This window comes from Pseudomonas sp. 22490, assembly GCF_052044465.1.
GTDB classification, from domain to species: Bacteria; Pseudomonadota; Gammaproteobacteria; order Pseudomonadales; family Pseudomonadaceae; genus Pseudomonas; species Pseudomonas aeruginosa.
In genome coordinates this window covers 1-12,599 of sequence record NZ_JBQENS010000042.1, presented here as the reverse complement: position 1 = coordinate 12,599, position 12,599 = coordinate 1, and the positions used below count along the sequence as shown (strand labels likewise).

Below are 12,599 nucleotides of genomic sequence, written 5' to 3'. Positions count from 1 at the left end.
TCAGAACGCACTGTGCGCCAGATCACAAGTTATGGCGTGGTGACGATAAATTATTGTATTACGATAATTTATTCCCTAGTTTCGCCATCCAGACGCGAAACACACAGGGGAACCCGGCATGGCGCTGTCCACGCATCTCAGCAACCACAAGCTCTATCTGCTCGGCATGCTCTGCGCCATCCTGGCCTGGGGCATGGCCTGCATCGAACTCGGAGCGAACACCCACCTCTGGTTCTCCGGCCTCAGCGAGCAGGGCTACCTGCAGGCCTGGAGCGATGAAATGCCGCGCCTGGCCAGCGACGGCTTCGTCCTGTCCTGGAGCAGCCGGGCGCTGCTGATGCTGCTGGACTACCTGCCGACCCTGCTTTCCGCGTTCGGCCTGGCGCTCACCGGCCTGTTCTTCCGCCGCCTGGCCAAGGGCGAACGCTGGTCGCAGCGCAACGCCAGGACCCTGGTGCACATCGGCCTGCTGTCCTTCCTGGCACTCTTGCTCCAGCCATTTATCAATACGCTGCAAGGTCTTGTACTATCTCTCGACCTGCCCGACGGCGAGCGTGTCCTGAGCGTTTCGATAGGACTCACTTCCGAAGCGGCCTACGAGTTTCTCAAGGCGATCTTTCTCTGCTCGTTCGGCCTGATGATGAGCGAAGCCAGGAAACTGGACGAAGAAGTAAGAGCCTTCATATGACGACCTCATGATCATCATCCGACTAGACGTCATCCTGGCGAAGAACAAGGTCCGCTCCAAGGAGCTGGCGGAAGCCATCGGTATCACCGAACAGAACCTGTCCCTGCTGAAGAACGGCAAGGTCAAGGGCATCCGCCTCGACACCCTGGAGAAGATCTGCGCCTTCCTGGACTGCCAGCCGGGCGACATCCTGGAATACGTCGCGGACGACTGATCCCCGCTCCACCCTTTCCCAACCAGAAACCATGAACAGACACCTGAACCTCTCGGGCGTTGCGCTCGCGCTCGCCCTGATCTCGGGCTGCGGCCCCTCCGTCCGCTACCAGTACGTGATGCCGCCGAGCGAAGCGGGACGCACCTGCGTCGCCCAGTGCCGCACGCAACAGAGCCAGTGCGAAAGCCTCGCGCGCCTGGAATGGCAGAACGAAAACCGCCTGCGCGAAGCGGAACGGCGCAGCTACCACTATTGCAGCCAGGGCAAGAGCAAGAAGCAGGCGCGCAAGGAATGCCTGGCGCCAGGCTATTCCTCCTCGTTCGGCTACAACGGCTTCGGCGGCTCCGGCAACTTCAACTGCAGTTCCGACTACGACCGCTGCTTCACCGACATCTGCGGCGGCACCATCCGCCGCATCGTCGAGCAACCTCAATGATCGGAGTATCCCCATGAGCCGACGCCTCTTCCCTCTCCTGCCGTTCCTGTTCCTGGTCGGCTGCGCCCAGGGCTATCCCTCCTTCTCCGGCATCCTTCCGGACGTCCGCGTCAGCGGCGACGAACGCAGCTACGCCGAGCGCGCCGAAGACTGCCTGAAACGGCGCAACTGCCCGCCGGCCACCGATCGCGATCCCTTCGTCGCCGACCCCGGGCACTACTCGCTGGGCGGCAGCTTTCACTGGTGAAGCCGGGTGCCGAAGCCTGGCAACCGACCACGGACCTGGCTTCGGCAGGCGCTTTTCTTTATCCTGCGCGCCCTTTGAACGACTGGGACGAGATCATGCTGGAGAACACCCTGGAACGCCTGGAAACCCTGGTAGCCGAGCTGCTGCAACAGAACCAGGCCCTGCGCGACAGCCACGACCAGCTTCAGCAGCAGCTGCGCCAGGCCACCGAGGAAAACGAAACCCTGCAACTCTCCATGCTCGAGCAGGAAGAAAAGCAGAGCGGCACCCAGGCCCGCCTGGAAGCCCTGGTCGAGCGCCTCAGCGCGCAGCAACCGGTTAGCGCATGAGCCGCGACGGCGTCCAGGTCCTGTCGATCCTCGGCCGGGACTATTCGATCCGCGTGCCGGCCGGCGAGGAGAGGGCCCTCGCGGACGCCGCCGCGTTGCTGCAAGCGGAAGTGGACGCCAACAAGCGCAAGTTTCCCTACGTCACCAGCAACGAGCTGGTGGTGCTCTCCGCGCTCAATCTCTGCGCCCGCCAGCTCGGCGCGAACGACGGCGAGTCGCCGCGCCTGCGGGCGGTGGAGCAGCGCCTGGAAGCGCTGGTCGAGCGGATCGCCGGGGCATCCGGCTAGTCGCGCGCCTGCGGACTCGCCCAATACAGCTGCCGATGCCCGCGCGCCTGGTAGTCCTTGACCAGCGCGCAGGCCTCGTCGCGCGTCAGGTCGCGGCGCATGACGAAGGCATTGCCGTTGTCGTCCTGGCGCCACAGGCACCAGCGCGTTTCCTCCGCCGGCTTCGCCGCCACCGCGTCAGGCCTTCAGGGTCGAAGTCTTGCGCAAGCGCAGCGCGAGCATGACCAGCAACACGCCGAAGAACACCGCGTAGGCGCCGATCACCCAGACCACCGCCAGCGCCCCGGCGCCGGGGTTGGCGATCATCAGCACGCCGAACAGCACCGAGATGGCACCAGAGAGGATCATCCACCATTCGTTCTGGATCGACTTGCGCAGGCGGATCGCCGCGACGATCTGGAAGATGCCCATCGCCAGTGCCCAGCCGGCGATGATCAGGAGCAGGCCGATGGCGGTCAGTTGCGGCCAGAAGAACGCAACCAGGCCGGCCGCCACGCCGATCACCCCGACCAGCGCCAGCGGCCAGTTGAACTGCCCATCGCTGCGCATGTTGAACGCGGCGATCAGGGCGAACGCTCCGTCCACCAGCGCGTAGGCGCCCCAGAACAGCACCAGCACGGTCAGCGCCAGGGCCGGCGAGAGCAGGGTCAGGACGCCGAACACCAGCGCCGCCACGCCGCGCAGGGCCACCAGTTTCCAGTGCTTGCCCAGTTCGGCCCACAGGGGATTGTTTTCCACGCTTGCCTCCAGAGGCCGCCCTTGAGCGGCCCGTTCAGGTTGAGTCCTCCCACCTTAGTCCTTTTGCCGGGAGGCTGTCAGGGGGCGGAGGCGGGAGGCAAGGCGTGCGCGCGGGCTCAGGGCCGGGACTTCTCCGGCGGCCGCTGGCGGCGCCAGCAGGCGAACAGGTTCCAGGCCAGCAGCAGGCTGACGAAAGCGGAACTGACGTAGAACAGCAGGTTGTCCATGACCTTTCCTCCGCAGCGGCGCCCCGCCAGGGGGCGCCTCGTCCGGCTCAGCTGCCGGCCACCTTGCGCACGTGGGCGGACTCCTCGCCGAGGTTGTTCAGCATGCGCTCGCTGTACCAGTCGAGGAAATTGATCACACCGAACTCGTAGGTCTTCGAGTATGGACCAGGCTGGTAGGCGTCGGAGTTGATCCCGCGCTGGTTCTCCTCGGCCAGCCGACGATCCTGGTCGTTGGTCGCGTCCCATACCTCGCGCAGGCGCGCCACGTCGTAGTCGACGCCTTCCACCGCGTCCTTGTGCACCAGCCATTTGGTGGTGACCAGGGTTTCCTGGGCGCTGATCGGCCACACGGTGAAGACGATCAGGTGGTCGCCCATGCAGTGGTTCCAGGAGTGCGGCAGGTGCAGGATGCGCATCGAGCCGAGGTCGGGATTCTTGATCCGGCCCATGAGCTTCTTGCTGCCCTGCTTGCCGTCCATGGTCATCGACACCGTGCCGTCCAGCAGCGGCATGCGCACGATGCGATTGCGCAGGCCGAAGCTGGCATGGGCGTACGGGATCTTCTCGGCGTCCCAGGCGCTGGTGCAGGCCGCCACCTGGTCCTTGAACGCCTGGCTGGCGCGCGGGTCGGTGACGTCGTCCCACTCCAGCAGGGTCTTCAGCAGTTCCGGGTGGGAGCCGTTGCAGTGGTAGCACTCGCGGTTGTTCTCGATCACCAGCTTCCAGTTGGCGGCTTCGCGGATGGTGGTCTGCACCGCCACCTTGGCGTTCTCCATGTCGTACGGCTCCATGTAGTGCTCGAGCGTCGCCAGGAAGTCGTCGATGGCCGGCGGGTTCTCCGCCAGGCTGATGAAGATGTAGCCGCCGGCGGTCTTCACCTGGATCGGCTTCAGGCCGTACTCCTTCATGTCGAAGTCGGCGCCCATCTCGGTGCCGGCGAACAGCAGGCGGCCATCCAGTTCGTAGGTCCACTGGTGGTAGGGGCAGACCAGCTTGGCCACCTTGCCCTTCTCGCTCACGCACAGGCGCGAGCCGCGGTGCCGGCAGACATTGTGGAAGGCATGCACCTGGCCTTCGGCGCCACGGATCACCAGGACCGGGTTCTTGCCGATCTGCAGGGTGAGGAAATTGCCCTTGGCGGGAATCTCGCAGGTCATGCCGGCGATCAGCCATTCCTTGTGGAAGATCTCCTGCATGTCGATCTCGAACAGGCGCTGGTCGCAGTAGAAGGGCTGCGGCAGCGAGAAGCTGTGGTCGCGGCTGCGCAGCATGTCGGCGGTGGCCTTGCGGGCCGGTTCCAGGGGATCGCCGAGACTCAGGGTGGAAGTGACGTCCATCGGTAACTCCTCATGCCGCCCCCGCGCGGGTGGCGGCGGAAAAAGTGGCTGATACGGTTGCTACGCAAGGTGGCGTTCACAGCCTTCCTCATCCCGGCGCGGCGTCCGGAATCCCGCCCTGCCGATGGACGGGCCCCGCCGTGGCGGGAATGAAGGTCAGTCGCTCTACACGTCCGGGCTCTACCCTCCCGGGGTTCATGCAAACCCTCGTCTCGGCTGGTCTGGAGTGTGGGCCCGCGCCCGCCGCCGACCTTATCCATGGGCGACATGACCGCATCCGTTTCCGACGCTCCGGGCCGCGCCCCAGCAGGCAGGTCGCGATAAGCATGTAAATGTCGCTGGCAGGTAAATGAGCGGCCACGGCGATGCGCACAATCCGCCCCATCAGGCCATCGTTCGGCCCCGTGCGCACGGAGAGATCATCATGTCGAGCAACTTCCTCAATCCGGTCACCACCCAGACCTGGGCCAACGGCCGGCACCTCGTGCGCTGCGTCAAGGTCATCCAGGAAACCTGGGACGTGCGCACCTTCTGCTTCATGGCCGACCAGCCGATCCTGTTCTTCTTCAAGCCGGGCCAGTTCGTCACCCTGGAGCTGGAGATCGACGGCGAGCCGGTGATGCGCTCCTACACCATCTCCAGCTCGCCCTCGGTGCCCTACAGCTTCTCCATCACCATCAAGCGGGTGCCGGGCGGGCGGGTTTCCAACTGGCTGCACGACAACCTCAAGGAAGGCCAGGAGCTACCGGTGCACGGTCCGGTCGGCCTGTTCAACGCCATCGACTTCCCGGCCGACAAGGTGCTGTTCCTCTCCGGCGGGGTCGGCATCACCCCGGTAATGTCCATGGCGCGCTGGTTCTTCGACACCAACGCCAACGTCGACATGGTCTTCGTCCACAGCGCCCGTTCGCCGAAGGACATCATCTACCACCGCGAGCTGGAGCACATGGCCTCGCGGATCGACAACTTCAGCCTGCACATCATCTGCGAGCGCCACGGCCTCGGCGAAGCCTGGGCCGGCTACCGTGGCTACCTGAACCTGCGCATGCTGGAACTGATCGCCCCGGACTTCCTCGAGCGGGAAATCTTCTGCTGCGGCCCGACGCCCTATATGAGCGCGGTGAAGCACCTGCTGCAGGGCCACGGCTACGACATGAGCCGCTACCACGAGGAAGCCTTCGGGCCGACTCCGCCGGAGGTCCGCGCCGACGTCAGGGAACTGGCCGCGGAAGCCGCCGAGGCGCCGGAGGTACCGGTCGCCGACCAGCACCAGGTGGAATTCACCGCCACCGGCAAGAGCATCCGCGTCAGCCCCGGGGAAACCGTGCACGCCGCCGCCGCCAAGCTCGGCCTGCACATTCCGAAGGCCTGCGGGATGGGCATCTGCGGCACCTGCAAGGTAATGAAGACCGCCGGCGAGGTGGAGATGGAGCACAACGGCGGGATCACCGACGAGGATGTCGCCGAAGGCTACATCCTCTCCTGCTGCAGCGTGCCCAAGGGCGACGTGGTCATCGACTACTGAGGGCGCGAGGGAAACGCCAGGCGCTCCCAGTAGCGCCGCCGCGGCAGTTCCTCGGCCGGCAGCCAGCGTCCGGCGCAGGCCTGCAGCGGCTCGGCGGGAGCCTTCAGCAGCGAGTCCAGGGCCAGCACGTAGCGCCCCGTCCCCGCGCAGCGGAAACACAGGTCGTCGTCGAAGCTGTCGAAGCACGGGTACTCGCCGAGGTCGTCGCGGTAGCGACGCAACGTCCGCTCTTGCACGTCGAGCAGCAGCAGGCGCCACTGGTCCCGTTCCAGGTCGCTTTCCTCGTAGCGCTGGACGTGCCGGGTCAGCGCCAGGTAGCGACCGTCCGCCGACCAGATCATTGGCGCCGCCAGGTTGCCCAAGCCGATGCCCGACGCGGTCAGCAGGTAGCCGTCGCGGCTGAACCCGGCGCGCACGTCCTCGTCGCGGTGCATGCCCTCGTAGTGGAAACCGAAGCCCCAGGCGGCGTCTTCCGCGCCCACCGACGGCAAGACGAAGTCGCCGTCGCTCCAGGGCCGCGGCGCTGCGTCCAGCCAGCGCGACGTGGGGCACAGCCGCCAGGCCGTGCCATCGAACGCCACCCGCGCCTGCTCGTAGTAATGCCGCCAGTCGTCGTGGAAGCGGCCGAATGCGTGCCAGGCGCCGGGCTCGGGCAAGCCTTCGTCGAAGCGGCGCAACAGGCCGGGGTCGCCTTCGCCCGGCCCGCCCGGCGGCTGGTAGGCGTTGCGGCCGAGCAGGTGGAGCAAATGCACCTGGCCATCGATGAAACCTTGCAGGTGTAGATCGGCCAGCGGCTCGGCGAGCCACTCCAGGCGCCGCTCCCGGCTATCGAGTATGGCCAGGCGCTGCGGCAGGGTCGGCGCCTCGGCGAAGGCCACCACGGCCAGGTAGCGACCGCAATCGGACACGCGGTGGTCGAGCGTCCACTCGCCATCCAGGCGCCAGTCGCCCAGGCGCAAGGCATAGGCGCCGCGCTCCGCCTCCTGATCGTCGCGCAACCACTCCCAGACGGCCCGGCTGCCATCGGCCAGCGGTGCGCTCTGCAACAGGCATCCCGGCCTGCCGGCCGCGCCATCCAGGGGCAGCAACAGGTCCAGGCGCGGCATGTCGGCCTCGCGCCAGCGCGGCCGGTCGTCCGCATCGCGAGCGTGCAGAAGGTAGAGGCTGGAATGGCTGTACGAACCCAGCGTGCCGTAGCGTTCGTAGGTCAGGCAGGGTTGCGCCAGGTCCAGGCCGAAACGCAGCCAGCCATCCTCCAGCCCGAGCAGTTCGGGCCCGCCGGCATGGGGCTCGGCGGGCAACGCCGACCACGGCGCGCCCAGCGCACGCAGGCCGCCGTCCTCTCGCCAAAGCCAGTAGGCATCCTGCCCCAGCGGCTCGCCTGCTGCCTGCAGCGCCAGCGCCCGGCCGTCATCGTTCCAAGCCAATGGCGGCGCTTCCCGCGACAGGTAGAGGCCGCTGGCCTCGCCGTTTATCCACAGCTCGCCGCGGTTGGCGCGCAGCGGCGCGAAAGGATCGTCCAGGGCCAGCAGGCTGGCCGGCAGCCAGGGGCGGATTTCCAGCGCGGGCCCGCCAAGCGGGGACGGTAGCGGTTGCGCGCGCAGATCCCCGCTCCAGCGCTGCCATTCGCTTTCGGGCAGCCAGAGGTCGCCGATGGCAACGAAGGCCTCGGCCTCGCTGCCGGCCTTGAGCGCCTGCAGCTCGAGGCGCTGCGGTGCGTTGGACGTCAGCGGACTGTGCCGCCCGATCACCTCGCGCTCGGTGACGCTGTCCAGCTCCCAGAAGTTGTCCACGGCACAGCGGTAGAGCAACCGCTCCTGCCGGTCGAAGATCGCCAGGCCCCACGCGCCTCGGCTCGGTATCGGCGAAACGAAGTGGCGGCCATCGCTGGAAAAGCGTGCCGAAGGATTGCAGTCGGGGATGAAACAGCCGTCGGGCATCAGGTAGTGGCATACCAGCGGGCCGCCCATGGCGATCTCGCCGCCGTCGAACAGGCGGATCGCCTCGCCCTCGGGGGTCCGCTCGGGCGCTTCGCCGCCCCATGCGCTACCTCCGGCCGGCAGGGGTACGTCCAGCGCTTGCGGAGCCTGGCGCTCCAGGCGCAGGCCGCGCTCGAAGCGAATCTGCAACAGCACGCCGCCGATCACCGCCAGCAAGCCACCGCCCAGTCCCAGCCAGAAGCCCGGCAGTGCCTGGCCCAGGGCGATGCCGCCACCCAGAACCCAGAAGAACAGCGCCTGTTGCAGGCGATACGGCACCTTGCCGCGCCAACGATCCGTGGCCCACTCGGCGCCCAGCAGCAGCACCCAACCCAGCGCTACCAGCGGCGACGGAAGGAGGACGCCAAGGGCCACCAGCACGGCGATCCAGGCGATCTCGCCGAGGCCTTCGAGCAACAAGCGGCCGAGCGGCTTGTCTGACATCCGATCATCCATGATCCATCCCACTTTCCTGGCAAAAGCCAAGGGTAATCAAGGCTCCGACCAACCACCAGAGCCAAGGCGAAGCTGACCTTCTCATACTGGAAAACACCAGGGCGCCAAGGTTGTCCACATTCGGACTGGAATTCCATACAGGTGTTTCTTCGCCGCCTGGATGTCTGCCATGTGTTCACTCAAGCATTTGAAATAAAAGATAAATTCTACAAATTCAAGTGCATTTCAGGGCCGGCTACTCAGCCCGTCCCTGCCTCCGGGAAGCCCTTTCCAGGCTAGGTTGATCACAGACTTATCCACAAGTTGTGCAATCCATCGCCTCCTCTATGTCCTGCGGGTCCAGAAACAACATACCGACAATACCTCCTCCGTGGCGCGAGAGCTCCGCAAGCCCATCCGGCTTTCCTTCCGGGTAAATCGCACTTCGCCGCACGCTCGGCCTGGCCGCACTCTCCTGCTCATTTAACGATCAATACGCCAGAGACCCCGCCGTACGGCCCCCCCAAGCGTGAGCGAACAACTTTTCCACAGGGCTTTACACTTCCCGTGGGGAAAAACAAAAAAATATTCACAGCATGAAGAAAAATCTCTGCTTTCTCAGGCAGTCCGGCTCTTCCCATGCGCACCGATCGTTTATTGATCAATCCACCGCAGGCTTAGCCCTATGCGGCTTCTGGCGCTATCCATACAGGTTGTCCACAAGACTTTCCAGGCCTTTTGTGGGCAACCCTGCATTTATACACAAGCTCCCTAAAGCAAGCCCGCCACCTGTTGACAGAACATCCGGTCAATTCTTGATCAATTCCCTGAAAGGCTCGCCCCACCGGGCTCTCCGCACTCTATAAACAGGCTCTTCACATCGACCTCAACAGGAATTGGGGGAAATTCCCCTCGGCGATTGCTTCCATTGTCCCAGCGACTTCGGAACGGAAGAATTTTGTCTTTTTCCTCAAGCCGTTACGTCCACGCAGGGTGTTTTCGACTTTTGCGCCCACTTCGCTCCCCGTCTTTTCTATCCACAGGCTTGCATGGGCCCGGAGGGGACAATACCCGTCACCGTTTCGTCAGCGCGTTTCACCCGAACCGTCATCCTCTGTTCACAAACGGCTGTTTTCGCTCAAAAACCGACCAACCTCCGAAGAGCCCGGCAGGGCGCCGCGCGGAAGCGACTGCGAACACGTTATTCACATTCGACTCCACAGTGTTTGTGGATTGGCCAGGTTCTCCTGGCATGGGAGTGGAACCGCGTGGATAAAGGCTTTCAACACCCCCGGCGGAGATAGGGAGGGTGTTGCCGGGGGCACTTTTGCATAGCTCCCGAACAGTTAGCCCACAGAGTTATCCACAGGAGATGAGGAAAGAGCGGCCGCCCCGGTTCATAGAGGCGGCCGAGAGCGGACTCAGGCGCCCATCACCAGGCGGATGTCCCGCGCCAGTTCGCGGACCCGCTCGATATCGGTATCCCAGGAACACATGAAACGCGCGCCACCTTCACCGATGAAGGTGTAGAAGCGCCAGCCGCGCGCGCGCAAGGCTTCGATCGCCGGCTCGGAAAGCTGCAGGAACACGCCGTTGGCTTCTACCGGGAACATCAGGCTGACGCCGGGAACGTCGGCCACCAGTTCGGCCAACAGCCGCGCGCAGCGGTTGGCGTGATCGGCGTAGCGCAGCCAGGCATCGTCCTGCAGTACGCCGACCCAGGGCGCGGCGAGGAAGCGCATCTTCGAGGCCAGTTGGCCGGCCTGCTTGCAGCGGTAGTCGAAGTCCTCGGCCAGGTCGCGGTTGAAGAACAGGATCGCCTCGCCCACCGCCATGCCGTTCTTGGTGCCGCCGAAGCAGAGCACGTCGACCCCGGCCTTCCAGCTCAGCTCCGCCGGCGAGCAGCCGAGGAAGGCGCAGGCGTTGGAGAAGCGCGCGCCGTCCATGTGCAGGTGCAGGCCGAGTTCCTTGCAGGTGGCGCTGATCGCCTTCAACTCGTCCGGGCGGTACACCGTACCGACCTCGGTGGCCTGGGTGAGAGTCACCACGCGCGGCTTCGGATAGTGGATATCCTGGCGCTTGAGAGCGATGTCGCGGATCGACGCCGGGGTCAGCTTGCCGACCTCGGTCTGCGCCAGCAGCAGCTTGGAGCCGTTGGAGAAGAACTCCGGCGCGCCGCACTCGTCGGTCTCGACGTGGGCGGTCTCCGAGCAGATCACGCTGTGGTAGCTCTGGCACAGCGCGGCCAGGGCCAGGGAGTTGGCGGCGGTGCCGTTGAAGGCGAAGAACACTTCGCAATCGGTCTCGAACAACTGGCGGAAGTAGTCCGAAGCGCGCGCGGTCCACTGGTCGTCGCCATAGGCGCGCTCGTGGCCGCGGTTGGCTTCGGCCATCGCCGCCCAGGCTTCGGGGCAGATACCGGAATAGTTGTCGCTGGCGAACTGTTGGGTGTGATCGGTCATGTGGGCCTCTGGAACGGTTGCCGAGCCCTTGTGGGGCTCCATGCGGTCGTGCCGGCACGGATACGTGCCGGCACAGTCTGTCAGGGTAGCTTGGTCAGCTTCATCTGCTCGACGAACGGCACCAGCACCTGGCGCATCGCCGTGGCGCTGCCGCCATTGGGCGTGTCGCGGGTGCTGAGGGTCAGTACGTAGCGGTTCTTGATCACTCCGCTGAGGGTCGAGACGCCCTCCTCGCCCTTGGCCGGGACCATCACTCCCAGCGGGTCGCCCATCCGCGTGGTATCGATCAGCGGCAGGTAGTCCTCGCCGCCGAAGCGCTCGGCGGTGCCGTTCTTCAGGGCGGTCTCGCGGGTCTTGTGGAGCAGGGTCAGGTTGCTCTGGGTCATCTCGCGCAGCTTGTCCTGCGCCGCCCGATAGGCCACCGCGTCGCCCTCGGTCGGCGGCGCCGGCAGGCCGGTGTCGGTGAGGACGATCTCCAGGCGCTTGCTGCCGTCGGCGGCGCCGAAGACCACGGTGGCATCGTTGTAGCCGCACTGGCGGGAGAGGAAGTCGTAGCCGAACAGTGGCTTGCCGGCCGGCGGCAAGGCCACTTCGAGTTCATGGCCGGTGCAGGAATCGGCCGGCAGCGCAGGCGCGGCGGCCTGCTTTTCATCGCCGCCCCCGCACCCTTGCAGGGATGCGCCGAGCAGCACGGCGGAAAGGAAGATCAGCGGGCGTTTCATGGTGTTCTCGCAAGACGAAGAGCACGCAGTTTAGCGCCAGCCCGGGGCGTTCCGCATCGGTTGCCGAATCCCACCGCCATGTCGCAAACGCACCTCCCCGTGGCGTGCATAGGCATCTGGGCCGGCAGGGCCGGTCATACCATCGCTGGCAAAGGGACCGCGTGTCCCGTTGCAGCCATTCCGGCGCGGTTCCGGCGCCGCAGGGAGACCCAGCGATGTTCAGCAAGCATGACCAGATCCGCGGCTACGACGACGAACTGCTCGCCGCGATGGACGCCGAAGAGGCCCGCCAGGAAGACCATCTCGAACTGATCGCCTCGGAGAACTACACCAGCAAGCGGGTCATGCAGGCGCAGGGCAGCGGCCTGACCAACAAGTATGCCGAGGGCTATCCGGGCAAGCGCTACTACGGCGGCTGCGAACACGTCGACAAGGTCGAGCAGTTGGCCATCGACCGCGCCAGGCAGCTGTTCGGCGCCGACTACGCCAACGTCCAGCCGCACTCCGGTTCCTCGGCCAACGCCGCGGTGTACCTGGCGCTGCTCAACGCCGGCGACACCATCCTCGGCATGAGCCTGGCCCACGGCGGCCATCTCACCCACGGCGCCAAGGTGTCCTCCTCCGGCAAGCTGTACAACGCCGTGCAGTACGGCCTGGACACCGCTACCGGGCTGATCGACTACGACGAAGTCGAGCGCCTGGCCGTGGAGCATAAGCCGAAGATGATCGTCGCCGGCTTCTCCGCCTACTCCAAGACCCTCGACTTCCCGCGCTTCCGCGCCATCGCCGACAAGGTCGGCGCGCTGCTGTTCGTCGACATGGCCCACGTCGCCGGGCTGGTCGCCGCCGGCCTCTACCCGAACCCGATCCCCTTCGCCGACGTGGTCACCACCACCACCCACAAGACCCTGCGCGGCCCGCGCGGCGGCCTGATCCTGGCGCGCGCCAACGAGGAGATCGAGAAGAAGCTCAA

General features: G+C 65.6%; 14 protein-coding genes. 8 read left to right on the top strand and 6 right to left on the bottom strand.

Annotated elements, in window-relative coordinates; genetic code table 11:
* Positions 1–118: 118 nt before the first annotated feature.
* From ACTJJX_RS30820 to ACTJJX_RS30795, 6 genes are all read left to right on the top strand, one after another.
* Positions 119–688, top strand: coding sequence for a hypothetical protein (locus tag ACTJJX_RS30820; RefSeq protein ID WP_003096751.1), 570 nt, complete (start codon positions 119–121; stop codon positions 686–688).
* 7 nt (positions 689–695) lie between these two features.
* Positions 696–902: a helix-turn-helix domain-containing protein gene (locus tag ACTJJX_RS30815; RefSeq protein WP_003096753.1), complete on the top strand. Its 207-nt coding sequence runs from the start codon at positions 696–698 to the stop codon at positions 900–902.
* Positions 903–933: 31 nt separating this feature from the next.
* Positions 934–1,338: a hypothetical protein gene (locus ACTJJX_RS30810; protein ID WP_003114450.1), complete on the top strand. Its 405-nt coding sequence runs from the start codon at positions 934–936 to the stop codon at positions 1,336–1,338.
* A gap of 13 nt (positions 1,339–1,351) precedes the next feature.
* Positions 1,352–1,585 (top strand): hypothetical protein, encoded by a 234-nt coding sequence (locus ACTJJX_RS30805; RefSeq protein ID WP_003105712.1) that lies wholly within the window; start codon positions 1,352–1,354, stop codon positions 1,583–1,585.
* 95 nt (positions 1,586–1,680) lie between these two features.
* The gene (locus ACTJJX_RS30800) at positions 1,681–1,914 is read left to right on the top strand and encodes a hypothetical protein (protein WP_003105710.1); all 234 of its coding nucleotides are present in this window, start codon (positions 1,681–1,683) and stop codon (positions 1,912–1,914) included.
* Positions 1,911–2,201: a cell division protein ZapA gene (locus ACTJJX_RS30795; protein ID WP_003105708.1), complete on the top strand. Its 291-nt coding sequence runs from the start codon at positions 1,911–1,913 to the stop codon at positions 2,199–2,201. Before ACTJJX_RS30800 ends, ACTJJX_RS30795 begins: the two co-directional genes overlap by 4 nt.
* Here ACTJJX_RS30795 and ACTJJX_RS30790 read toward each other — a convergent pair.
* The 3 genes from ACTJJX_RS30790 to gbcA all read right to left on the bottom strand — a co-directional run bounded on the left by ACTJJX_RS30790 (position 2,198) and on the right by gbcA (position 4,503).
* The gene (locus ACTJJX_RS30790; protein ID WP_003096763.1) at positions 2,198–2,374 is read right to left on the bottom strand and encodes a hypothetical protein; all 177 of its coding nucleotides are present in this window, start codon (positions 2,372–2,374) and stop codon (positions 2,198–2,200) included. The two genes, ACTJJX_RS30795 and ACTJJX_RS30790, sit on opposite strands and share 4 nt — an antisense overlap.
* Before the next feature lie 4 nt (positions 2,375–2,378).
* Positions 2,379–2,939 carry an HdeD family acid-resistance protein gene (locus tag ACTJJX_RS30785; protein WP_003096765.1) on the bottom strand — a complete coding sequence of 187 codons (561 nt, stop codon included), beginning with the start codon at positions 2,937–2,939 and terminating at the stop codon, positions 2,379–2,381.
* Between the two features lie 274 nt (positions 2,940–3,213).
* On the bottom strand, positions 3,214–4,503 hold the full coding sequence (gene gbcA, locus ACTJJX_RS30780) for a glycine-betaine demethylase subunit GbcA (RefSeq protein ID WP_003096766.1): 1,290 nt from the start codon (positions 4,501–4,503) through the stop codon (positions 3,214–3,216).
* Positions 4,504–4,927: 424 nt separating this feature from the next.
* On the opposite strand from gbcA, the gene gbcB reads away from it, so the two are divergent.
* Positions 4,928–6,028 carry a glycine-betaine demethylase subunit GbcB gene (gbcB, locus tag ACTJJX_RS30775; RefSeq protein ID WP_003096769.1) on the top strand — a complete coding sequence of 367 codons (1,101 nt, stop codon included), beginning with the start codon at positions 4,928–4,930 and terminating at the stop codon, positions 6,026–6,028.
* Here the strand turns inward: gbcB and ACTJJX_RS30770 are convergent.
* From ACTJJX_RS30770 to ACTJJX_RS30760, 3 genes are all read right to left on the bottom strand, one after another.
* Complete coding sequence (locus tag ACTJJX_RS30770) at positions 6,022–8,451, bottom strand: hypothetical protein (protein WP_016852271.1); 2,430 nt, start codon at positions 8,449–8,451, stop codon at positions 6,022–6,024. The two genes, gbcB and ACTJJX_RS30770, sit on opposite strands and share 7 nt — an antisense overlap.
* Positions 8,452–9,863: 1,412 nt before the next feature.
* Positions 9,864–10,904 (bottom strand): threonine aldolase family protein, encoded by a 1,041-nt coding sequence (locus tag ACTJJX_RS30765; protein ID WP_003105702.1) that lies wholly within the window; start codon positions 10,902–10,904, stop codon positions 9,864–9,866.
* A gap of 80 nt (positions 10,905–10,984) precedes the next feature.
* Positions 10,985–11,626, bottom strand: a complete 642-nt coding sequence (locus ACTJJX_RS30760; RefSeq protein WP_016852272.1) for a hypothetical protein — start codon at positions 11,624–11,626, stop codon at positions 10,985–10,987.
* A gap of 215 nt (positions 11,627–11,841) precedes the next feature.
* Here ACTJJX_RS30760 and ACTJJX_RS30755 point away from each other — a divergent pair.
* A partial coding sequence (locus ACTJJX_RS30755) for a serine hydroxymethyltransferase (RefSeq protein ID WP_126869177.1) occupies positions 11,842–12,599 on the top strand: 758 nt, incomplete at its 3' end.

Coding starts and splice junctions, on each gene's coding strand:
- ACTJJX_RS30760 (WP_016852272.1), bottom strand. CDS start 11,626: ATGAAACGCCCGCTGATCTTCCTTTCCGCCGTGCTGCTCGGCGCATCC.
- ACTJJX_RS30800 (WP_003105710.1), top strand. CDS start 1,681: ATGCTGGAGAACACCCTGGAACGCCTGGAAACCCTGGTAGCCGAGCTG.
- ACTJJX_RS30805 (WP_003105712.1), top strand. CDS start 1,352: ATGAGCCGACGCCTCTTCCCTCTCCTGCCGTTCCTGTTCCTGGTCGGC.
- gbcA (WP_003096766.1), bottom strand. CDS start 4,503: ATGGACGTCACTTCCACCCTGAGTCTCGGCGATCCCCTGGAACCGGCC.
- ACTJJX_RS30810 (WP_003114450.1), top strand. CDS start 934: ATGAACAGACACCTGAACCTCTCGGGCGTTGCGCTCGCGCTCGCCCTG.
- ACTJJX_RS30765 (WP_003105702.1), bottom strand. CDS start 10,904: ATGACCGATCACACCCAACAGTTCGCCAGCGACAACTATTCCGGTATC.
- gbcB (WP_003096769.1), top strand. CDS start 4,928: ATGTCGAGCAACTTCCTCAATCCGGTCACCACCCAGACCTGGGCCAAC.
- ACTJJX_RS30815 (WP_003096753.1), top strand. CDS start 696: ATGATCATCATCCGACTAGACGTCATCCTGGCGAAGAACAAGGTCCGC.
- ACTJJX_RS30795 (WP_003105708.1), top strand. CDS start 1,911: ATGAGCCGCGACGGCGTCCAGGTCCTGTCGATCCTCGGCCGGGACTAT.
- ACTJJX_RS30770 (WP_016852271.1), bottom strand. CDS start 8,451: ATGTCAGACAAGCCGCTCGGCCGCTTGTTGCTCGAAGGCCTCGGCGAG.
- ACTJJX_RS30820 (WP_003096751.1), top strand. CDS start 119: ATGGCGCTGTCCACGCATCTCAGCAACCACAAGCTCTATCTGCTCGGC.